Genomic DNA, 20,917 nt, shown 5'->3' with positions numbered 1-20,917 from the left:
GCGCAGACTCGGCCCCGTGACCAAAGCGACCTTCGCCCTCGGCGCGACCGTGGTGCTGTGGGCCTCGGCCTTCCCGGCGATCCGGGCCGGTCTCGACGGCTACGGCCCCTCCGGTCTTTCGTTCCTGCGGCTGGCCGTGGCTTCGGCCGCGCTGCTGGCCGCGGCGCCGTTCCTCGGCGTGCGGCGGCCGCGCGCGAAGGACCTGCCGCTGATCGCGGTGTGCGGGCTGACCGGCATGACGGCGTACCAGCTGCTGCTCAACTGGGGCGAGGTCCGGGTGCCGGCCGGGACGGCGAGCCTGCTGGTGGCCACCGCGCCGGTGTTCAGCGCGGTGCTGGCGGCCGCGTTCCTCGGTGAACGGCTGGGCCCGCGCAAGATCGTCGGCAGCCTCGTCGCGCTCGGCGGCTCAGCGCTGATCGCACTCTCCGGAGGCGACGTCGGCTACTCGACCGCCGCGTGGGTGCTGCTGGCCGCCGCGCTGGTGCAGGCGACGTACCACTTCTGCAGCAAACCGCTGCTGCGCCGGTATTCCGGTCTCGAAGTCGCCTGTTACGCGATGTGGACCGGCACGCTCTTCTCGCTCCCCCTGGCCCCGGCCGCCTTCCGCGACCTCGCCTCGGCACCGCCCGCGGCGGACGCGGCGGTGCTGTTCCTCGGCCTGCTCCCGTCCGCGCTCGGGTTTGTGCTGTGGGGTTACGGCGTCGCCCGCAACACCGTCACCACGGCGACGGCCGCGCTCTACCTCGTGCCCGTCGTCGCGCTCGCGGTCGCCTACGCCTGGCTCGGCGAGGTCCCCGGCCCGGCCGAGCTGGCCGGCGGGGCGGTGAGCATCGGCGGCGTCGCGCTGATCGGCCTGCGCCGCCGGTCCCGCCCGCGGCGCACCGTAGCGGTTCCCGCGCCTCCACGCGTCTCGAAATGAGACTCCCGGCCGCTCTCGGGCGCGGTATACCGGGCTTTGTGCCTCCGCGACGACCCGGCACACTCCGGATGCCCGACCAGGGAGCCCGCATGACCACCCTCGATGCCAGTACCGAAAGCGTCCCCCGTGTCCCGGCCCAGCCCACCGCCGAGGCCGCACCGGCCGCAGCGCCGGCCGCCGACCCGATGATGATCGGACTCCCCAGCTTCGTGGTGGGTTCGGTCGCGCTCGGCCTCGTCCTGATCGGGTACGTGCCCGCCTCCGCGGTCGGCGCGTCGCTCGCCGTCATCATCGCCGCGACGGGCATCGGCCTGCTGATCGCGGCCGGCTGGGCCGCCGCCGTCGGCCAGAGCGCCGTGGCCGGCGTGTTCGGCATCTTCTCCGGATTCTGGCTGAGCTACGCGCTGCTCGTGCTCGGCCTGACGCACAGCTGGTTCGGGATCGCCACGGCCGCGGCCGTGGACACCCAGGGCCTGTTCCTCATCTCGTGGCTGGTCGTCGTCGGCATGCTGACGCTGGCCACGCTGCGGCTGCCGGTGACGTACACGATCCTGTTCGCGCTGATCGAGGTCGCGCTGGCACTGGTGCTGGCCGGCACCGTGAACGGCTCGGCGGGCACGCTGCAGGTCGGCGGCATCGTGGTGCTGGTGTTCGCCGCCGTCGGCGTCTACCTGTTCTTCAGCACGGCCTCGACGGCGACCGGCGGGTCCGCCCTGCCGCTCGGCCCGCCGCTGGTGCGCTGACCCGATCCGGCCGTGCCCCGGGGACCGCGACCCCGGTGCACAGCCGTGTCTCCGGCGCCGCCCTTAGGATCCGGGCCATGACCGACGCCCGTGGCTTCCAGTCCCTCTCCCCCACCTCGCTCGCCGACGTGCTCGACCGCGGGCAGGTGATGGACCTCGGCGTCCGCCCGCTGTGGTCGCCGATGCCGCGGGTCGCGGGCCCGGCGTACACGGTGCGCTGCCCGGCGGGCGACAACCTGATGCTGCACGCGGCGATCCACCGCGCCGAGCCCGGCTCGGTCATCGTCGTCGAGGCCGGCGATGTGGACTACGCGCTCGCCGGCGGCAACGTCTGCGCCCTCGCCCATCGCCGTGGCATCGCCGCGTTCGTGCTCGACGGCGTGATCCGCGATCTCGCCGAAGTCCGCGAGCTCGGCTTCCCCGTCTTCGCCCGCGGCGTGATCCCCATCCCCGGCACCAAAACCACCGCCGTGCCCCTGAACGAGCCGGTCCGCTGCGGCGGCGTCACGGTGCACACCGGCGACATCGTGGTCGCCGACGAGGAGGGCATCGTGGTCACCCCCGCCGCCCGCGCCGGCCAGGTGCTCGCCGACGCCTCCGCCAAGCAGGCCAAGGAGGAAGCCGAGACGCTGGACGAGTGGGCGGCCGCCCACCGCGAGAAGGTCGAGAAGGTCCTGCGTGAGCAAGGGTTCGCGGGCTGACCCGGGCGGCCGTCGCGCGCGGGCGGCATTGGGCCGTTCGGGCTAAGCTCCCGCTGTCCGCCGACCCGCCGAGCAGGGAGCCCCGTGACCACTCGCCCCGCCGTCCTCACGTTGTCGCGCTGGTGGCACGGGCTGATCGCCGCGGTGATCGCCGTGTCGCTGGTGATCCAGATCGTGCTGGTGTTCCAGGGGGGCGCGGACGCGAACTCCGGTGACACGGGCGCGGCGGCCGGCGTCGGCGTCCGGCTGTGGCGGCTGTTCAGCTACTTCACCATCCAGAGCAACCTGATCCTGCTGGCCGCCGCCCTGGTGCTGGCCGCGCGGCCCGCGTTCGACGGCCGCGTCTGGCGGGTGGTGCGGCTCGACGCGCTGCTGGGCATCCTCATCACCGGCCTGGTGTACGCGATCGTGCTGGCGCCGGACATCCACGTCACCGGCTGGGCGCTGGCGGCGACCATCGGCTTCCACTACATCTCGCCGTGGGCCGCGGTCGCCGCGTGGCTGGTGCTCGGCCCGAGGCCCGGGACCGGCGGCTGGGGCACGGTCGCGGCGGCGTTCCTCTGGCCGGTGGCGTGGCTGGTCTACATCTTCGTGCAGGGCGCGTTCACGCACTGGTACCCGTACCCGTTCATGGACGTCACCGAAATCGGCTTCGGCACGGCCCTGCGCAACGCGTTGCTGGTGGTCGTGGTCGCGCTGGTCTTCGCCGCGCTGGTGAAGCTGCTCGACCGGCGCCTGCCCGCCCTGCTGCGCCGCGAAGCCGCCGACCCGCCCGCCGAAACCCGGCTAGGGTCGGGGACGGGGCACCCGGCCCGCGAAGGACGGAGCAGCTGATGAGCAGGAACAAGCCCGGCGACCAGGAACCCCTCGACGCCGAGATCGTCGGGGAGACCACCGCGCCCGTCCCCGCACCGGTGGCGCTGCCGGAGCCGGACTACAGCGAGGGCGGCGTCCCGTCGTTCGACTCCGTCCGCGACCGCATCGAGAAGCGGTACGAGACTTCCGTGGGCGCGCAGGAGATCGCCGGCATCGGCGGCAAGGAAGACCTGGCGTCGCTGGACAAGAAGATCGCCGACCGCGACAAGGCCGCGAAGGACAAGCTGGCCGAGATCCGCCGCGCGATGGGCCGGGAGTAACCCTTCCGCGGGACCGGGACGGCCGGGCGCGGGCCGTGGTTGGATCGCGGCATGGCTTCCACTGTGCGCGTCCCCGGCCTCGTCCTGACCGAGCACGAGTTCCGGGTGCCCCTCGACCACAGCCGGCCCGACGGCGAGCGGATCACCGTGTTCGCCCGCGAGGCGGCCGCCCCGGACGGGCTCGACCGCCCGTTCCTGGTGTTCCTGCAGGGCGGGCCGGGCCAGGAGGCGCCGCGGCCCGCCGGCTCGCCGCCGGCCTGGCTGGCGCGCGCCCTGCGTGAGTACCGGGTGCTGCTGCTCGACCAGCGCGGCACCGGCCGGTCGACGCCCGTGGGCACGCTGCCGGGCAGGACGCCGGCCGAGCAGGCGGCGTACCTGACCCATTTCCGGGCCGACTCGATCGTGCGGGACGCGGAGCTGATCCGGGCCGCGCTGGGCGTCGGCCGGTGGAGCGTGCTGGGCCAGTCGTTCGGCGGTTTCTGTGTGCTGACCTACCTTTCGCAGTCGCCCGGCGGGCTGCGGGAGGCGTTTTTCACCGGCGGGGTGCCGCCGCTGCGGCCGGACCCGGACGAGATCTACCGGGCCACCTTCGCCACGATCCTCGAGCGCAACCGCCGGTACTACGAGCGTTACCCGGCCGACCGCGAGCGCGTGCGGGCACTGCACAAGCGGCTCGAAGCCGGCGAGCTCACGCTGCCCGACGGCACTCCGCTCACCTCGCGCCTGTTCCGCCTGCTGGGCAACGTGCTCGGCATGAGCGACGGCGCCGAGACGCTGCATTACCTGCTGGAGCGTGACCCGGACTCCCCCGCGTTCGCGCACGACGTAGCGGCCGCATTGCCGTTCTCCGCGCGAAACCCGCTGTACGTCCTGGTGCACGAAGCCAGTTACGCCGACGGCGGCGCCACCCGCTGGTCCGCCGCCCGCGCCCGCCCGCCCGTGTTCGACGAGGACGTGACGCTGTTCAGCGGCGAGCACGTGTACCCGTGGCTGCTCACGGACCTGCCCGGCTTGGCCCCCCTACGCGAGGCAGCGGAGATCCTGGCCGAGCACGAGTGGCCCCGCCTGTACGACGAAGAAGCACTGCGGAACTGCGAAATCCCTTGCGCCGCAGCCATTTACGCCGAAGACGCGTACGTGGACCGCGCCTTCTCGGAGCAGACCGCCCGCCTCATCCCGACCCTGCGCCCCTGGCTGACCAACGAATACGAGCACAATGGCCTCCGCGCCGCGGGAGAGGTTGTGCTCGGCCGGCTGATCGACCTGGTGCGGGGCCGCGTTTGAGCTCCCCCTCGTCAGCTCCTGGCGCAGCGGCAGTGCATGGCTGCGGTGCTCGTGCCAAGTGCTGGCGAGCGCGTCACTGGTGCGAGCCCGGCGCAGGTCTTGCCAAAGCAGGAGCTGGGCGTGGACGGAATGCCGGGCCGTCTCAGCCAGAGGTGCAGGAGGTCAGCAGCGGGCCGACGAAACCGTTGTCCCGCAACCGGCACACGGTGGCTTCAGGAGCGGGACCGGTGTCACCGGTCGTCTCGCGGATGCAGAGCAACACCCGGCGGATGGCGCAAGAAGCCGTCGCCCAGCGCACACGCTGAGGCGCCTGTGAGTGCTCGCCCCGCCGGCCGGTGATCCGGAAGTTCGAATCTCCCTACTGCTTTGCCGTCCCCCCAAGGGCCTGCAGCAACGCCGTGCCGTCCGGTGAGCCGAGGCCGGTGCAAGCGTCCCAGCCGCCGGACGCCGAGTAGGCGCCGTTGGTTCCGGTGGTGATGTCGCGGAAACCGGGCTGGACGGTGCCCGGCTTCACGCCGCCGTAGAGCTGCGTGTGGACGAGCCCGAACCCGCGTCCGGCCGATTGGGCGAGACGGCAGAGCAGCGCGGCCCACAACGGCGCGACCGCGCTGGTCCCGCCGATCACCGACTGCTGGCCGTCGACCAGGATCCGGTAGCCGGTTTCCGGGTCGGCGTTGCCCGCGACGTCGGGGACGCCGCGGCCGGTGCCGCCGCCGGAGCGCGCCGGCACGCCCGCCGTGGACTGGAAGCCCGGTGGCGGGAACGCGTCGCTGACCCCACCGCCGGTCGAGCCGCCGCCGGTGGTGTTCCACACCGTTTCGGCCGCGATCGAGCCCGTGGGCGACGCCTCGAGCCGGGTGCCGCCGCAGGCCAGTGCGTGCGGGCTGGACGCCGGGAAGTCGACGTGCTGCGCGTTGTCGGACTGGCCGTCGGTGCTGCCGTTGTCGCCGCTGGCGACGCAGACTGTCACGCCGAGCGCGGCGGCGTCGGCGAAGGCCTGGTCCATCGCGGTCCGTGCCTGGCCGGTCCACGCGTCCTCCGACTGCCCCCAGCTGATGCTGACCGCGGCCGGCGTCGGGGTGGCGTGCACGGCGGTGCTCACGGCGTCGAGGAAGCCCTGGTCGGTGTTCGGCGCGAAGTAGACCAGCTGGGCGGCCCGCGGGGCGAGCGCGCCGATCACCTCGATGTCCAGCAGCACCTCGCCGTCGGCCGACGAGGGGTCACCGGTGGGCGCGTTCTTGGCGCCGTCGACCTCGACGGCGGTGACCTGCGGCGGGGTGATCTTGAGGCCGCCGAAGTAGGCGGTGAGGTCCCCGGGCTTGAAGCCGCCGCCCAGCTCGATGATCGCGACGGTCTGGCCCGTGCCGTCGGTGCCGTCCGGGAAGGCGTAGAGCCGGCCCAGCTGATCCGGGGTGAAGCCCTGGGCTGCGGCGGGCTGCGCGTGGAGCCGGAACTGGGCCCGCGACTGGGGGCGGTCGTCCAGCCCCAGCACCCCGACCACGACGCCCGCCAGCTCGGCGGGCAGGTGCAGGTCGCCGGACCGGGCGCGGTGCTCCGGGGCGCCGCCCCCGGGGTAGTGCACCAGGTTCAGCTCGGTGCCGAAGAACGTCGCCATGGCCTGCGCCGTGCCGCTGACGGAAACCCGCCGCGAGCCGGCGTGCGTGCCGGTGATCGTGAGGCCCGCGCCGGTCAGCACCTCCCGGACGCGCTGGAGGTCTTCGTCGGCCGCGCCGTAACGCTCGGCCAGCTCCGCCGGCGTGATGGTGCCGGGGCCGACGACCAGCTCCGGGTCGAGCTCGGCGCGGCGGCGGAGCAGCACCGTCGCGGTCACGGTGCCGCCCGGCTCGACCGGGCGGAGCACCTCGGCGCCGGCCAGCTCGGACCGGGCACTGCCAGGGAGGACAACGGGCTGCGGCGCGTTCATCCCCCCATCGTCACCCCGGCCGGCGACCGGCACCAACCGCGAGACGGGTGACCCGGGCGGGCCCCGGCGGCACACTGGGCCGATGGACTACGTCAGCCGGGTGCCCGCTCCGCCGCTCGACCGGTTCATCGACGACATCTACTGCCTGACCGGGGTGCCCGGCCGGCGGCTGATGAACGTCCCGCCGATGCCGTCGGCGCACCTGTACCTCAACCTGGGCGGACCGGCCCGCCTGTGGGATTCCGACCCCTCGGTGCCGCCCGTCGAGCTGGCCGACGGGTGGTTCATGGGGGTGTGGACCCGGCGTTTCCTGTTCGAATACCCCGAACGGGTGCACCTGGCCGGGGTGCACTTCAAGCCTTGGGGGATTTCGCCGTTCGCCGACCTGCCGGCGACCGAGCTGCGGGATCGCTGGGTGCCGGTCGACGCCGTCTGGAAGCGGTCGGCGGACCGGATCCGCAACCGGATCGGCGACACCGCCTCGGCGGCCGAAACGCTCCGGGTGGTGGAAGAGGAGCTGCGCTCACGACTGGCCCCGTCACGCGGTCTCGACCTGGTCCGGCACACCGGTGGGCAGCTCGCGACCTCCCACGGCACGGTCCCGGTCGGTGCGCTGAGCGCCGTCGCCGGGGTGAGCGGCAATCACCTGGCCGCGCAGTTCAAGGCGCATGTCGGGGTCACCCCGAAGCGGATGGCGCGGATTTACCGTTTCTCCCGGGCGATCCTGTCCGTGGACGCCCGGCGGCCGGTCGACTGGTCGGCGCTCGCCCATACGATGGGCTACTTCGACCTGGCCCACTTCAGCCGGGAGTTCAAGGACTTCACCGGCCACACCCCCACGGCGTACCTGGCCCTGCGGCGCCGTTTCCCCGCCGAGCGGGAGTTCCCGCCGGACCACGGCCCGATGCCCGCCGAGTGATTTCCTACAAGCGCATCGGCCACGGGGCGGCCAGGATCAGGGGCGAACGCGCGAGGAGACCCGAGGAGAGCCTGTGGGCACGGTAATCATGCACAACGTGGTGTCGGTGGACGGCTTCATCGCCGACGAGAAGGACGACGTCGGGCCGCTCCACGAGTGGTACTTCAGCGGGGACACCCCGATCACCGGGAGCGACGACCCGGAGTTCGACCATTCCGGGGGCGGGAGCGGCTTCAGGGTCTCCCGGGCGTCGGCGGGTTACGTCCGGTCGATGTGGGACGCCATCGGCGTGATCGTGATGGGCCGCCGCCTGTTCGACCAGGTGAACGGCTGGGAGGGCCGTCCGCCGACGGGCGAGCACGTGGTCGTGGTCTCCCACCGGCCCAAGCCCGAGGGCTGGCACCCCGAGGCGTCCTACCACTTCGCCGGCACCGTCACGGACGCGATCGCCAAGGCCCAGGAGCTCGCCGGGGAGCGGGCCATCGCGGTGAACGCCGGCGACGTGGGCGGCCAGATCCTCGCCGCCGGGCTGGTGGACGAGGTGGCGATGGACGTGGTCCCGGTGGTGTTCGGCGCCGGCAAACGCTACTTCGGCGACATCGACGGGCAGGTCCTCCTGGAGGATCCCCACGTGGTCGTCCAGGGCGACCGGGTGCTGCACCTGAAGTACAAGGTGCGCCGCTAAACCAGCGAGTGCACCGTCGTGTAGGCGAACAACGCGCCGCCCACGCCCGCGGCGACGCTGACGACGACGTTCATCACCGCGGCCAGGTACGCCTTGCGCTCGGCCAGGCGGAACGTCTCGTAGCTGAACGTGCTGTACGTCGTCAGCGCGCCGCAGAAACCCGTGCCGGCGAAGGCGAGCACGGCCGAGGGCAGGGCCGAGCCCGCGCCGGCCAGCGAGCCGAGGATGAGGCAGCCCACCAGGTTCACCGTGAACGTGCCCCACGGGAACTCGGTCTCGTGGCGCGCCTGCACGGCGCGGTCGGTGAGGTACCGCAGCGGCGCGCCCAGCACGGCGCCCGCGAAGACCAGCAGCAGCGTCACGGCCGCACCGTCCTTTCCGGACGGACGCCGACGGCCCGGGTGAGCGCCACCCCCGCCAGCACGGCGAGCAGCGCGGCCACCACCGTGGCGCCGAGGTAGCCGAACGCGAGCGGCACGGACCCCGGCTGCAGCAGCCCGCGCGTTTCGACCGCATAGGTGGAAAACGTGGTGAACCCGCCCAGGAAACCGACTCCGAGGAACGGCCGCGTCAGCCGGTGCGCGGACCGGACCTCGGTGAGCACGACCATGAGCACGCCGATGAGGAAGCACCCGGCCGCATTGGTCAGGAAGGTGCCCCACGGGAACCGGCCGGGCAGGGTCGGCAGCGCCGCGGCGAGGCCGTAGCGGGCCAGCGCGCCGAGGCCGCCGCCGAGCGCGATCACCGCGAGCACCAGGGCTTGCCCCTGCCGGAGCTCGCCGCGATGGGACCGCACCCGGAGGTCGACGTCCGGGTCGATCGGCTCGGTCAGGTCCTGCGGATCGATCGGGTCCGGCGGTGCGACCGGGTCGCGCTGATCGGTCAGGCCGGGCTGGTGGTCCGCGTCGGGCACAGGCGTCTCTCCTACTCCGCTTCGGGCACGGTTCGTCCCGGTTCGAGTAGGGACTGTTGGCGGCGAGCACCGCGGTTGCCCGGGAGACCCGGAACGGCGAGCCCCACCGCCGTGGCGCCGAGTCTACCGGTCAGGCCGCGGGGGTCCGCAGGGCGGTCAGCGCGGGCGCGAACATGGTGGCCTTGATCGCGCCGAGGGTGCCGCGGTCCTTGCCCGCGAGGTCGCGGACCACGGTGGCCGCCGCTTCGACGAGCGTGGCTTCGTCCGCCGTCGCGTCGACCAGCCCCAGCTCACGGGCCTGCGGGCCGCCGAAGCGCCGTCCCGTGGTCATCGACGCGATCGCGGCCGACGGCGTCAGCTTGCCCTGCAGCAGCGCCGCCATGCCCGGGGTGAACGGGATGTTGATGTCGGCCTCGGGGAAGCAGAAGTAGCCGCGGTCGGTGCGCATCACGCGGAAGTCGTGGGCCATCGCGAGCATCGCGCCGGCGCCGAAGGCGTGCCCGTTGACGGCGGCGACGGTGGGCACCGGCAGCTCCAGCACCCGCGCGAGCAGCTCCTGCACGGCCGTGACGTACTGGCCGGCCTCGTCGCCGTGGCTCAGGAGCCAGTCGAGGTCGAGGCCGTTGGAGTAGAACTTCCCGCCGCCGACGGTGACGAGCGCGGCGGGCTCGGACCCGGCCACGACGGTGTCGATCAGGGAATTGGCCTTCTCCAGCCAGTCCGGGGAGAACCGGTTCTCGTCCTCGCCGAGGTTCAGGACGAAAACGGCTTCGGTGCGGGAAAGCTCAGGCATGGCGGAGTCCTTTTCAGACGGTCTGGTCAGGTGGTTCGGGTTCAGGTGGTTCGGGTTCAGGCGGTTCGGGTTCCGGCGGTGGATGCGCGCCGCGGACGGTCCGGCGGCGGCAAGGCGAGAACGGCGCGCACGGCGGCGGCCAGCCGTTTGCGCGCTTCGGGCCCCGCGGCGCCGTACGCGGCGAGGTCTCGTTTCAGCAGGGCTGTCGGCAGGTCGACAACGCAGGTGGTGACCACCTCGACGGCCGCGCCATCGCCGCGCTGCCACAACTCGCGCGCCAGCCGGACGAGAAGGCGGACGAGCCGCTTGTCGAGGGCGCGCAGGTCTTCGAGCACGTCCCCGGGCAACTGCGGCCCGAGGATCCGATCGGGCGAAACGGTCAGCATCAACCGCGCCGACCCCGGCCGCCACCCCGCGACGACAGCGGGCGTATCCGCAGCCGCCACCACCGCGGCGACGGCGGGTGAATCCGCAACACCGTGAGAGCCCATCCCACCCCCGGTCCCGGCGACCGCGCGCAAACCCTTCGCACCGCCAGACAAACCAGCCGCACCCCCCGCCCCGGCGACCGCAGGCAGATCCTCGACAACGCCACCCAGCCCCGCCCCACCCCCGGTCGCGGCGACCGCGCGCAAATCCTTGGCACCACCGGACAAACCCGCCACCCCCTCGGCCCGGGCAACCCCGGGCAAAACCCCAGCACCGGCCTGCCCAGGCGCGACGGCGGCGGCCGCATCTGCAGCGGCGGCGCGCAAGCCCGCGCCACTCACACCCCCGGCACCAGCAGCCAAGTCCGCACCACCGTCCACCGCAGCCGCTGCCCCGCCCGCACCCCCGACCCCGGCGGCCGCGCGAGAGTCCCCAGCGCCACCAGACAAACCAGCCGCGCCCCCCGCCCCAGCGGCCGCAGGCAAAACCCCAGCACCGGCCTGCCCAGGCGCGACGGCGGCGGCCGCATCTGCAGCGGCGGCGCGCAAGTCCGCGCCACTCACACCCTCGGCACCAGCAGCCAAGTCCGCACCGCCGTCCACCGCAAGCGCTGCCCCGCCCCCGGCCAGTGCGCGGTCGACCAGCTGGGTCTGGACGTCCAGGAAATACCCGGCCCCCCGTAGCCACGCGCGCGCGAGCAAAGCGGGCAGCGAACCGAAGCTGTGGTAGATCGTGCTGTTCGGCACCCCGGCCGCGACCGCCAGGGCGCGCACGGTCACCTCCTCGGGGCCGCGTTCGGCGATCAGCTGCTCGGCGACGTCGAGCAGCCGGTCGGGGTCGTGGATCCGGGGGCGGGGCACGAGGCCGAGAGTAACGGAACAAGTGCTCCAAAACCACCGCCCACCGGCCGCGCGGTCAGGCGCTTCGCCGAGCCGGCCCCAGGTCGCGGCCGACGGTGAGAACGGCGGCGGCCAGCAGCGCGAGCCCGCACGCCAGCAGCAGCGCCCCGGCATCGACGGCCGCCCGGACGGCTGTCACGAGGGTCTGCCCCGCCGCGCACGCCAATCCGGCGCCGGTGGCCAGCAGGGCGAGACGCAGCCGTCGCCGGCTCGGCATGACGGCGATGCGCCCGATTCGCTCCACCAGCAGGCACAGGTGAACGCCGGCGAAGACGAGCGTGGCCCAGTAGTAGCCGAGCAGGAGCGGGTGCGGCAGGCCGAACGGGCCGGCGTGGGCGAGCAGGTACAACAGGCTCAGCGCCAGGATCGGCGGCACCAGACCGCGCGCCACCACTGCCGTCAGACGGCCGGGCGAGGGCCCCGGACGTGGCGCGGCCGCCGCCCAGCCGAGCGCGATCGGGAGCAGCCAGGCGCCGGCGGCCGGATCGCCGGCGGCCGTGAGCGCGATGGGACCGGCGGCCCGCAGCACCAAGGCCAACGCCACGGTGACGGCCGCGAGCGCGGTCACCACGACCCGGGAGGTCTGGCCCGCCGCGGTTTCCGGCCAGTCGCCGGGGTGCAGCCACAGCTTCGCGGCGCCGAGGACCGTGTCCGGCCACGACCGGGGCCCGGCGAGCGCCACCTCGCGTTCGAGGTCGCCGCCCCAGCGCCGGCGGATCGCCGGCGGGTAGAGCCGCACCAGGACCTCGGACATCCTCATGCCGGCGAAGGCCCCAGTGCGCGCAGACCCGCCCGGGCGACCCGGGCCATCTGCTCCAGCTCTCCGCGCAGGGCCCGCCGGCCGGCGTCGGTGATCCGGACCGTGCGGTGGCGGTCGTCGGCGCCATCGGTCGCGGGCTCGATCAACGAGCGGCCCTCCAGCCGGGCGAGCGCCCCGTACAGGCTGCCCGGGCGCAGCCGGCTCCCGGTCAGCGCCTCGATCCCGGTGTTGATCGCGTACCCGTGGCACGGGCCCTCCGCGAGCACGGTGAGGACCAGCATCTGCGCGTCGTTGCTGTGCACCCGACCATAGTACGTGACGCGATACTCCGTGCCGCGTAGTACGCGCCGTGTACTATCGCGGCCATGGCGCAGAGACGGCACCGGGTGCTGAAGACCCTGCTCGTGCTGGCAGTCGTGCTGGTCGTGATGGCCGGCGGCTATGTCGGCTACGTCGCGTTCCGGTCGGGCCGGCCGGTCACCCTGCCCGCCCCGACCGGCGCTCATCCGGTCGGGCGCACGACCGTCGAGTGGACCGATCACAGCCGGGCCGACCCCCTCGCGCCCCGGCCCGGAACGCCGCGGGAGTTGTCCGTCTGGCTCTGGTATCCGGCGGCCGCGCCCGGCGCGTCACCCGCGGCCTACGCCCCGGGGCCGTGGGCGGGCCTGCACCTGAGCGGCCCGATCGGCCTGGCCGAGACCGGGTTCGACCAGGTGCACAGCCACGCGTTCGCCGACGTGCCGGTGGCGCCGGGCCGGTTCCCCCTCGCCGTGCTCGAACGGGCCTCGGCTTCGCCGCGCCGCAGTACACCGCGCTGGCGGAGAACCTGGCGAGCAACGGATACCTGGTCGCCGGGGTCACCCCCACCTACAGCGCGAATCTCACTGTCCTGAATGGACAGACCCGGTCCGCCACCGAAGCCGGCAACCCGAAATCCTTCGACTCCGCCGATCTGCACGCCGGCCAGGCCCAGGCCGACGGCGACCGGCTGGTCGGCGTCTGGGCGGCCGACGACCGCTTCGCCGCCGCCCAGCTCGCGGCCCTGGACACCGCCGGCCGGTTCGCCGGGCACGTCGACGCCGCCAAGACCGTTTACCTCGGGCATTCCTTCGGCGGCGCGGCCGCGCTCGAGGCCTGCCGCACCGACCCGCGCTGCGCCGGCGCCGCCGATCTGGACGGCACGCAGTACGGCGCGGTCGTCCACTCCGGTCTCGGCAAGCCGATGCTGCTGATCGCCGGGGGGAACTCCTGCGTCACCGGCACCTGCCGGCCGCAGAGCGCCGACGACAAGTCCAGTCTCGCCACCGCACGCGCCCTGCTGTCCGCCGGCACCGGTCCCGCCTGGTGTTACCAGCTCGACGGCGCCGAGCACTTCGACTTCAGCGACTACGGCGCCTACTACTTCGCCGCGCCACTGCGTTCCCAGCTCGCGCTCGGCCCCATCGACGGGGACACCGCGCTCACCGTCACCGGCGCCTACCTCACGGCGTTCGCCGACCACGTGACCCGCGGCGGCCCCGAAACGCTGCTGGACGATCCCCGCTCGCCCTACCCCGGGATCGAGGTCCAGCGCACCGGGCACTGACCCCGGTCAGCGGGCCACGAAGACGCAGTTGCCGCCGCTGCGGTCCGGCACGTCCGGGTCGTCCAGCCAGTGGCCGCCGGCGGCGAGGTAGCGGAAGTGCAGCGTCGCGCCGGGCCGGACCTCCACCGCCGCCGAGCGGGTGCCGTTGGAGCGCTTGCGCAGCAGGTGCCGGCCGGGCGACCAGCCGTTGAAGTCACCGACGACGCTGACGGGTCCGGGCGGGGCGTCCTGCGGGAGGACGAAGGTGACCTTCCTCGCCCCGGTGCCGTCCCGGCCCAGGCTGGTCTTGATCACGCGCGCGATTCCTTTCGTGGGTGCGGCTCGCCGGTGAGCCATTCCGGTTGACCCGCAAAGGGTTCCACGCCCGCCCGCGTACCGGCGCGTGAACCGCGCTCCCGTCCGGGTGAACCGGGCTCAGGCCCGGCGGCCGCGGACCTCCTTGACGGTCTTGTTCGGGAACCGCCGCTCCACATGGGACCCGGCGGGCGAGTCCGGGCTGACGTAGACCGTCTCCTCCTTGTCCTGCAACGGCCGCAGCACGTCGCGCAGGAAGCCCTTGCGATCCTCCAGGTACGGGCCCAGCACGTCCTCCCCCGCCGGGCAGACGGCCATGCAGTACGCCGCCTTGTAGTTGGCCTTGAAGGAAAGGCTCTGCCACATCGAAGCGTTCTCCGAGTCGGTGACGCGCTCGCGGAAGTCCTGCCCGTCCGCGCTGTCGGCGACGGTCTCGACCCAGTCGGTGAAGCCGCCCATGAACTCGCGGTAGTTGTGCGTGGCGCAGGCCGCCCAGTCGAACTCGCCCGCCTTGCCGATCGCGCCGACCGGGCACGCGGCGACGCACAGCTTGCACTCCACGCACGGGTTGTAGTCCAGCGCCTCGCCGTACTCGCCCACCTCGGCGTCGACCAGGAGGGTGGCCAGCAGGACGAAGTTGCCGAACTTCGGGTGGATCACGTTGCGGTGCAGGCCCATCACGCCGAGGCCCGCCGCGACCGCGACGGTCTTGTGCGCCACCACCCAGATCCGCCCCGGGTAGCGGTCCATCTCCATCGGAAAGGTGGCCGACGGGTTCAGCGCCCGGTGCCCCGCGTCCTGCAGCGCGCGGGTGATGGCGCGCGCGGCCTCGTTGATGATCTCGCCGCTGCGGTGGAACTCCTGGTTCGCGACGCTGCGCGCGGGCGTGCGCACGTTGTCCCGGTTCATGCGCACCACCAGCGAAATCAGGCTGCGGGTGCCCGGCAGGGCGCCGAGCACGTGCGGCCGCTCCCCGGCCAGGCCGGGGTGGTCGAGCGAGACCGCGGCGACGTCGTCGGCCCCGGCCTTCAGCGCCAGCTCGCGCAGCCAAGCGGCGTCGATCGGGCCGGGCTTCGGCGGTGTCCCGCGCTCCAGGACGGCGCGGACCGACGGGTGGCGAGCGAGCTTCGGCGGCAGGTCGGGCACACGGACTCCTCAGTCGGTCTGATTTTCCAACTGACCATCTCACGTGCTGGGTCGCGTTTCAAGACCGACTTGCTCAAGGTCGCCCTGGACGTGGTCGACTCATCGCATGGACGCCGACCGGGACTGGCTGCGGGGACAGTGGGACTCCTACGCCCCGCGGTACGACCGCTCGACCGGCCTCGCCGAACGGCTGCAGTTCGGCGGCGGCAGGGAGTGGGTCTGCTCGCGAGGCCGACGCCCAGGCCCTGCCGTGGCCCGACGCGGCGTTCGACACCCTCGGCCTGTGCGGTTTCCCGGACGACCGCGCCGCGATCGCCGAGATGCGCCGGGTGCTGCGCCTGCTCGGCGACTACCGCTGAAGCGTCACAACCCCTTTCGCACCACGTTGCGCAGCGTGCCGATCCCGTCGATGGTGATCACGACCTCGTCGCCGGCACGAAGGGTCACTTCGGGACCGGGGACGGCCGACGTGCCCGTCGCGAGCACGGCGCCGCGCGGGAAGACCTCGGCGCGGTACAGGTAGGCGGTGAGGTCGGTCAGCTTGCGGTGCAGACGGGCGGTGGTCGTCTCGCCCGACCACAGGGGCGCGCCACCGCGGTGGATCTCCACCGAGATCGCCAGGCGATACGGGTCCGGGACGCCGGAGGCGAGCACGATCCACGGGCCCGCCGCGCACGAGGCGTGGTACATCTTCGCCTGCGGCAGGTACAGCGGGTTGTCCCCTTCGATGCTTCGGGAGCTGACGTCGTTGACCACCGTGTAGCCGACGATCGCGCCCGCGGCGTTGCACACGACACCCAGCTCCGGCTCCGGCACGTCCCACGTCGAGTCCTCGCGCACGCCGATCGGGCGCCCTGGGCCCGTGACACGCCAGCCGACGCTCTTGAAGAACAGCTCCGGCCGCTCCGCCTCGTACACCCGGGCGTAGAGGTCCGAGGACGTGCTGCTCTCCTCCATCCGCGCCTCGCGCGACACCTCGTACGTCACGCCCGCCGCCCACACCTCAGTGTCGTCGTCCACGGGCGCCAGCAAGGACTCCGGGGCGGGGCCCGTCCGCGGCGTGTCGGCCACGAGCGCGTCCAGCTCGTCGGCGGGCAGCGCCAGCAGGGAGCCGAGCGCGGTGCCCGCCGGCAACGGACCGGCGCCGGACTCGTCGGCCACCCACCAGCCGGACGGCGCCTTCACCAGCCGGGGCGCGGAAAGTACCTTCATGGCCTGCCTTTCAGTGGGAATCGCGCGGCACGCCGGGTCCGCGGCGGCCGTGCAGGAAGTCGAAGTCCGCGCCTTGGTGCGCCTGCGTCACGTGCTCGGTGTACAGCCAGGTGTAGCCGCTCACGTACGGCGAGGCGGGCCGCTCCCAAGCCTCGCGCCGCGCGGCCAGCTCCTCGTCGGAAACCCGCAGGGTCAACGTGCGCGCGGGGGTGTCCAGCGTGATCAGGTCGCCGGTCCGCACCAGCGCCAGCGGGCCGCCGACCGCGGACTCCGGGCTGACGTGCAGCACCACCGTGCCGTAGCCGGTGCCGGACATCCGGCCGTCGCAGATCCGCACCATGTCCGTGACGCCCTGGTTGAGCAGCTTGGCCGGCAGCGGCACGTTCGCCACCTCCGGCATGCCCGGGTAGCCCTTCGGGCCGGCGCCGCGGATCACCAGCACGGTGTCCGGGGTGACGTCGAGGTCCGGGTCGTCGACGGCGTGGTGGTAGTCCTCGGCGGTCTCGAACACCAGCGCCGGGCCGGTGTGCGTGAGCAGCTCCGGCGAGGCGGCGGACTGCTTGACCACCGCGCCGTCCGGGGCGAGGTTGCCGGTCAGCACCGCCGTGCCGGTGCCGGCGGGCTGGAACGGCTCGCGCACCGCCGTGATCACCTCGCTGTTCCAGCACTCGGCCCCGGAAACGTTGTCCGCCAAGGGTTTCCCGGTCACGGTGAGCGCGCCGTCGTGGAGCAGCCCGGCTTCGGAGAGCTGCCGCATGACCACGGGCAGACCGCCCGCGTAACAGAAGTCCTCCATCAGGAACCGGCCCGAGGGCATCAGGTCCAGCAGCGTCGGCACGACCCGGCCCAGCTCGTCGAAATCGGCCATGGCCAGCGGCACGCCCAGCCGCCCGGCGATGGCCAGCAGGTGGATGATCGCGTTGGTCGAGCCGCCGATCGCCGCGTTGACCCGGATCGCGTTCTCGAACGCCTCCCGGGTCAGGATCTTCGACGGCGTCAGCTCTTCTTCGACCATGGCGACGATCCGCCGTCCGGCGTCCTGGCCGGTCTCGAAGCGGCGCGCGTCCACCGCGGGCCAGGTGGCCGAGCCCGGCAGCTGCATGCCCAGCGCCTCGGCCAGGCAGGCCATGGTGGACGCGGTGCCCATCGTCATGCAGTGCCCGTTGGAGCGCGCCATGCAGCCCTCGGCGAAGAAGCACTCCTCCTCCGTCATCCGCCCGGCCTTCAGCTCCTCCTCGAACTTCCACACGTGCGTGCCGGAGCCGACGTCCTGCCCGCGGTACTTGCCGTTGAGCATCGGGCCGCCGGTCACCATCACCGCGGGCAGGTCGACGCTCGCCGCGCCCATCAGCATCGCCGGCGTGGTCTTGTCGCAGCCCGAGAGCAGCACGACACCGTCGAGCGGGTTGGCGCGGATCAGCTCCTCGACCTCCATCGCCATCAGGTTGCGGTAGAGCATCGCGGTGGGGCGCATGAGCGTCTCCCCGGTCGCCATCGTCGGGAAGGCCAGCGGGAAGCCGCCCGCCTGCCAGACCCCGCGCTTCACGGCTTCGGCGACCCGCCCGAGATGCGCATTGCACGGCGCCAGCTCCGAAGCGCTGGTCGCGATCCCGATCACCGGACGGCCGTCGAACACGTCCGGGCCGAAGCCCTGCGAACGCATCCAGGACCGGTGGATCATCCCCGCCCGGCCCGACGCCCCGAACCACGCTGCGCTGCGACGTTCACCCATGCCCCCACGGTAAAGGACCGCGCGGCTGAAAAGTCGCTGAGAAGCCCGGCAAACGGGACACTCCGGGGGCCGTGCACGCGTTGGACCTGATGAACGGCAACTTCGAGGAGTGTGTGCGATGAGCCTGATCGGAACGCTGGTCGGGTACGTCCTGACCCTGTTCATCCTGGTGCTCGTGGTGCGGATGGTGCTGGACTGGACGCGCCTGGTGACGACCGGCCCGGCCTGGCTCGGGCAGGCCAGGCGGCTGAGCCACCGCACGACCGAGCCGGTGATCGCGCCGGTGCGGCGGGTGCTGCGGCCGGTGCGCGCGGGCGGGGTGGCGATCGACCTCGCATTCACCGTGGTGTTCTTCGCGGCGCTGATCCTGCGGTCGATCGCCTTCGCGCTGTAGGCGCTACCGGTGCTCGGAGCCGGCCCCGACGCTCGACAATGCCTCGGTGCCGTCCGGCGCCGGGGCGGCGCGGCGCCGGGCGCGGAAGGCGGACAACGAGTCGTAGCCCGCCATCAGGAAACGGTATGCGGGCCGCTCCACCAGCCGGGTCAGCGCCCAGCCGAGCAGCACGCCGGCGACGAGCATCGCGGCGGTCTGCACGACGGTGCCCGCGCCCAGCGCGGAGAACCAGTGCAGGACCAGGTAGCCGATCGCCTGGTGCATCAGGAACACGCCGTAGGAGATCCCGGCGAACCACTGCACCGGGCGCCGCAGCCACGGCGGCACCACGCGGTCCCAGTCCGGCCCGGCCGCGACCAGCGACACCACGGCGAAACCGATCCCGACGCCGATCGTCGAACCCCAGTCCACGACCAGCCCGCCCGGCGTCCAGACCGCGCTGTGCAGGGCGTGCGCGGCCAGGCAGACCACTTCGAGCGCGAGGAAGTGCGCGGTGGAGATCCGCTTGGTGCACCACAGCCGGATCGCGACGCCGGCGACGAACAGGTGCCAGCGGTGGAAGCCGAGCCCGTCGGCCGCCGTGCGGTACCACTCGGGCGGGCCGCTGATCCGCCACGGCCACTGCGCGAGCGGCACGAGCAGCGCCAGCCACAGCAGCACCCGCAGCCGCGCGCCGTGCCCCCAGCGGCTCCGGTATAGCAGCGCGGCGACCGTGAAAGCCATGAGCTGCAACGGAATCGTCCAGTGCGAGCCGTCGACGAACGGGAAGTCCGCGGGCTTCCAGTTCCACAGCATGAGCAGGTTGCCCACCAGGTCGCGCCACTCCGGGCGGAACCAGCCGGCCGGCGAGAGCAGCCGCAGCGCGGCGTAGATCACCACCACGGCGGCGAGGAACGGCGGCAGCAGCCGCGCGACGCGGCCCCACCAGTACCGGCCCAGCGGCCCGCGCCCGATCGTGACACACGCGAAGTACGCCGAGATCACCAGCAGCAGGCTCGCCCCGACCTGGTACGGGAAGGTGAAGCCCCGGGCGCCCAGCTCCGGGTGGACGACCACGCTCATGTACGTCGCGTGGTAGATCAGCACCAGCGTCACACAGCCGGCGCGGACGAGGTCCCAGCTGATCTTCCGGTTCGCCGCGCGCGGTGCGGCGAAGGAGTGGATCTCGGGCACGCCGCTCAGCGTATCCGGTCGGTCACGCTGCGGGCGAACCCGGTCCGGCCGGTGGGAAGCCGTTGGCGCGTCCCGCTTCCTGGTACGGCTACCGGCCGGGTGCCCGATCCGTGACACTCGGCCCGGTGATGCGCGTTTTGCCCCAGACCGCCCCGCCCGAGGCGGAGCCGGCCGGCTCCGCCCTGCTGTACCGCGACGCCGAGGTCGCCCCGCTGCTCGGCTACCGGCCGCTGCTGCTGGACCTCGCCGTGCCCGCCGGACCGCCGCCGGGCCCGGGCTGGCCGGTGGTCGCGTTCGTGCACGGCGGCGCGTTCGCGGTCGGCTCGCCCAAGCACGCCCCGCTCGGCCGGTATCTCGGGGAACGACTGGTGGAAGCGGGATTCGCCGTCGCGAAAGTCCACTTCAGACACAGCCGGGAGGCCGTGTACCCGGCGCAGCTGCACGACGTGAAGGCGGCGGTGCGCTGGCTCCGTCACCACGCGGGCACCCTGGCGCTCGACCCGGGGCGGTTCAGCGCGTGGGGCCACGCGGCCGGCGGGCACCTGGCGGTGATGCTCGCCGTCACCGGGGACCGCCCGGACCTGGAGGGCGACGTCGGCGTCACCGGCCCGAGCAGCGCCGTGCAGGCCGCGGTCGCCTGGAGCCCGCCGTCGGACTTCGCGCGCCTGCCGCCCCCACCGCCGGGCTCGCCGTTCCACCGGACCGGTGAGGACCCGCACGCTTGGCTGCTGGGCGCCGCCCCCGCCGCCCACCCGGCGCTGGCCGCGGCCGCCAGCCCGCTCACCCACGTGACCGCGGCCGCCGCCCCGCTCCTGGTCGCCCACGGCACCGGCGACGACGGCGTCCCGATCGCCCAGAGCGAGGCACTGGTCGCGGCCTACTGGCAGGCAGGCGCGGACGCCGAGTTCGCCTGGCTCGAGGACACCGGCCACGTCTACGGCCACCGCACCCGCGCGGCGATGACGACGGCGGGCATCGAATTCCTGCGGGACCGGCTGGGCCCGGCGTGAACCGGTGGGGGCGGCGCTCGGGCCGGCCGTGGAACGGGGCAAGACCACTCGGCCTCGGCAGGTGCGGCGCTCTTTGGTCTGGCCTTGATGGGCGGGCAGGACCCCGGCCCCGGCTGACCCCAGTGGCCGCCGGAGCACCACCCGCACCCCAGCGACTACGTCCCCGGTGGACAGCCGCAGCACCGCCCGGCTGACCCCATCAGCCACCCGCGCCCTAACAAGTGCGTCCCCCGGCCCGACCCCGGTCACCAGCTGCACCACCGCCC

Annotated in this window: 23 protein-coding genes; 11 read left to right on the top strand and 12 right to left on the bottom strand. The window is 73.3% G+C overall.

Translation table 11 applies throughout. The annotated features are described in order from the left end of the window. The first annotated feature begins 16 nt into the window (after positions 1-16). From BMY97_RS38065 to BMY97_RS38040, 6 genes are all read left to right on the top strand, one after another. Positions 17-919 (top strand): DMT family transporter, encoded by a 903-nt coding sequence (locus BMY97_RS38065; protein WP_091627342.1) that lies wholly within the window; start codon positions 17-19, stop codon positions 917-919. Positions 920-1,008: 89 nt separating this feature from the next. Further along, positions 1,009-1,662 carry a GPR1/FUN34/YaaH family transporter gene (locus BMY97_RS38060; RefSeq protein ID WP_091627339.1) on the top strand — a complete coding sequence of 218 codons (654 nt, stop codon included), beginning with the start codon at positions 1,009-1,011 and terminating at the stop codon, positions 1,660-1,662. A gap of 77 nt (positions 1,663-1,739) precedes the next feature. Continuing rightward, a complete protein-coding gene (locus BMY97_RS38055) occupies positions 1,740-2,363 on the top strand; it encodes an RraA family protein (protein ID WP_091627337.1) in 624 nt (207 codons plus the stop codon). Between the two features lie 84 nt (positions 2,364-2,447). Then, the gene (locus BMY97_RS38050; RefSeq protein WP_177231733.1) at positions 2,448-3,197 is read left to right on the top strand and encodes a Pr6Pr family membrane protein; all 750 of its coding nucleotides are present in this window, start codon (positions 2,448-2,450) and stop codon (positions 3,195-3,197) included. After that, on the top strand, positions 3,197-3,499 hold the full coding sequence (locus BMY97_RS38045) for a hypothetical protein (protein ID WP_091627334.1): 303 nt from the start codon (positions 3,197-3,199) through the stop codon (positions 3,497-3,499). Before BMY97_RS38050 ends, BMY97_RS38045 begins: the two co-directional genes overlap by 1 nt. A gap of 51 nt (positions 3,500-3,550) precedes the next feature. Further along, a complete protein-coding gene (locus BMY97_RS38040; protein ID WP_091627331.1) occupies positions 3,551-4,783 on the top strand; it encodes an alpha/beta fold hydrolase in 1,233 nt (410 codons plus the stop codon). Positions 4,784-5,141: 358 nt separating this feature from the next. On the opposite strand, the gene BMY97_RS38035 is transcribed toward BMY97_RS38040, so the two are convergent. Further along, entirely contained in the window at positions 5,142-6,707 is a 1,566-nt protein-coding gene (locus tag BMY97_RS38035) for a S53 family peptidase (RefSeq protein WP_091627328.1), read from the bottom strand. Between the two features lie 82 nt (positions 6,708-6,789). Here BMY97_RS38035 and BMY97_RS38030 point away from each other — a divergent pair, with 82 nt between their 5' ends. Then, a complete protein-coding gene (locus BMY97_RS38030) occupies positions 6,790-7,626 on the top strand; it encodes a helix-turn-helix domain-containing protein (protein ID WP_091627325.1) in 837 nt (278 codons plus the stop codon). Positions 7,627-7,699: 73 nt separating this feature from the next. Beyond that, the gene (locus BMY97_RS38025; RefSeq protein ID WP_091627323.1) at positions 7,700-8,311 is read left to right on the top strand and encodes a dihydrofolate reductase family protein; all 612 of its coding nucleotides are present in this window, start codon (positions 7,700-7,702) and stop codon (positions 8,309-8,311) included. Here the strand turns inward: BMY97_RS38025 and crcB are convergent. The 6 genes from crcB to BMY97_RS37990 all read right to left on the bottom strand — a co-directional run bounded on the left by crcB (position 8,308) and on the right by BMY97_RS37990 (position 12,407). Continuing rightward, positions 8,308-8,673 carry a fluoride efflux transporter CrcB gene (gene crcB / locus BMY97_RS38020; RefSeq protein ID WP_091627320.1) on the bottom strand — a complete coding sequence of 122 codons (366 nt, stop codon included), beginning with the start codon at positions 8,671-8,673 and terminating at the stop codon, positions 8,308-8,310. The two genes, BMY97_RS38025 and crcB, sit on opposite strands and share 4 nt — an antisense overlap. Then, entirely contained in the window at positions 8,670-9,224 is a 555-nt protein-coding gene (locus BMY97_RS38015) for a fluoride efflux transporter FluC (protein ID WP_342744077.1), read from the bottom strand. Before BMY97_RS38015 ends, crcB begins: the two co-directional genes overlap by 4 nt. A gap of 130 nt (positions 9,225-9,354) precedes the next feature. Then, complete coding sequence (locus tag BMY97_RS38010) at positions 9,355-10,017, bottom strand: enoyl-CoA hydratase-related protein (RefSeq protein ID WP_091627318.1); 663 nt, start codon at positions 10,015-10,017, stop codon at positions 9,355-9,357. 56 nt (positions 10,018-10,073) lie between these two features. Next, positions 10,074-11,306: a helix-turn-helix domain-containing protein gene (locus BMY97_RS49715; RefSeq protein WP_425425389.1), complete on the bottom strand. Its 1,233-nt coding sequence runs from the start codon at positions 11,304-11,306 to the stop codon at positions 10,074-10,076. A 55-nt stretch (positions 11,307-11,361) separates the two neighbouring features. Then, positions 11,362-12,105 (bottom strand): hypothetical protein, encoded by a 744-nt coding sequence (locus tag BMY97_RS37995; RefSeq protein ID WP_091627315.1) that lies wholly within the window; start codon positions 12,103-12,105, stop codon positions 11,362-11,364. Next, the gene (locus tag BMY97_RS37990; protein WP_091627312.1) at positions 12,102-12,407 is read right to left on the bottom strand and encodes a PadR family transcriptional regulator; all 306 of its coding nucleotides are present in this window, start codon (positions 12,405-12,407) and stop codon (positions 12,102-12,104) included. Before BMY97_RS37990 ends, BMY97_RS37995 begins: the two co-directional genes overlap by 4 nt. A 353-nt stretch (positions 12,408-12,760) precedes the next feature. Between BMY97_RS37990 and BMY97_RS37985 the strand changes: the two genes are divergently transcribed. After that, positions 12,761-13,690, top strand: a complete 930-nt coding sequence (locus BMY97_RS37985; RefSeq protein ID WP_245787710.1) for an alpha/beta hydrolase — start codon at positions 12,761-12,763, stop codon at positions 13,688-13,690. 6 nt (positions 13,691-13,696) lie between these two features. Here the strand turns inward: BMY97_RS37985 and BMY97_RS37980 are convergent, their stop codons facing one another. The 4 genes from BMY97_RS37980 to BMY97_RS37960 form a co-directional block, all read right to left on the bottom strand. Further along, positions 13,697-13,984, bottom strand: coding sequence for an isoamylase early set domain-containing protein (locus tag BMY97_RS37980; RefSeq protein WP_091627310.1), 288 nt, complete (start codon positions 13,982-13,984; stop codon positions 13,697-13,699). A gap of 120 nt (positions 13,985-14,104) precedes the next feature. Beyond that, positions 14,105-15,130, bottom strand: a complete 1,026-nt coding sequence (locus BMY97_RS37975) for a 4Fe-4S binding protein (protein WP_091627307.1) — start codon at positions 15,128-15,130, stop codon at positions 14,105-14,107. Between the two features lie 363 nt (positions 15,131-15,493). After that, on the bottom strand, positions 15,494-16,342 hold the full coding sequence (locus BMY97_RS37965) for a fumarylacetoacetate hydrolase family protein (protein ID WP_091627304.1): 849 nt from the start codon (positions 16,340-16,342) through the stop codon (positions 15,494-15,496). A 10-nt stretch (positions 16,343-16,352) separates the two neighbouring features. Then, the gene (locus tag BMY97_RS37960; RefSeq protein ID WP_091627302.1) at positions 16,353-18,074 is read right to left on the bottom strand and encodes an IlvD/Edd family dehydratase; all 1,722 of its coding nucleotides are present in this window, start codon (positions 18,072-18,074) and stop codon (positions 16,353-16,355) included. A gap of 118 nt (positions 18,075-18,192) precedes the next feature. Between BMY97_RS37960 and BMY97_RS37955 the strand changes: the two genes are divergently transcribed. Beyond that, positions 18,193-18,468, top strand: coding sequence for a YggT family protein (locus BMY97_RS37955; protein WP_091627299.1), 276 nt, complete (start codon positions 18,193-18,195; stop codon positions 18,466-18,468). A gap of 3 nt (positions 18,469-18,471) precedes the next feature. Here BMY97_RS37955 and BMY97_RS37950 read toward each other — a convergent pair whose 3' ends face one another. Further along, positions 18,472-19,641 carry an acyltransferase family protein gene (locus BMY97_RS37950; RefSeq protein ID WP_245787709.1) on the bottom strand — a complete coding sequence of 390 codons (1,170 nt, stop codon included), beginning with the start codon at positions 19,639-19,641 and terminating at the stop codon, positions 18,472-18,474. Positions 19,642-19,769: 128 nt separating this feature from the next. Here BMY97_RS37950 and BMY97_RS37945 point away from each other — a divergent pair, with 128 nt between their 5' ends. Further along, entirely contained in the window at positions 19,770-20,651 is an 882-nt protein-coding gene (locus tag BMY97_RS37945) for an alpha/beta hydrolase (protein WP_091627297.1), read from the top strand. The last annotated feature ends 266 nt before the right edge of the window (positions 20,652-20,917 follow it).

The organism is Amycolatopsis saalfeldensis (assembly GCF_900110575.1).
GTDB lineage: Bacteria > Actinomycetota > Actinomycetes > Mycobacteriales > Pseudonocardiaceae > Amycolatopsis > Amycolatopsis saalfeldensis.
Note: the sequence above shows the minus strand (reverse complement) of the source record. Positions and strands in the feature narration are given on the sequence as shown.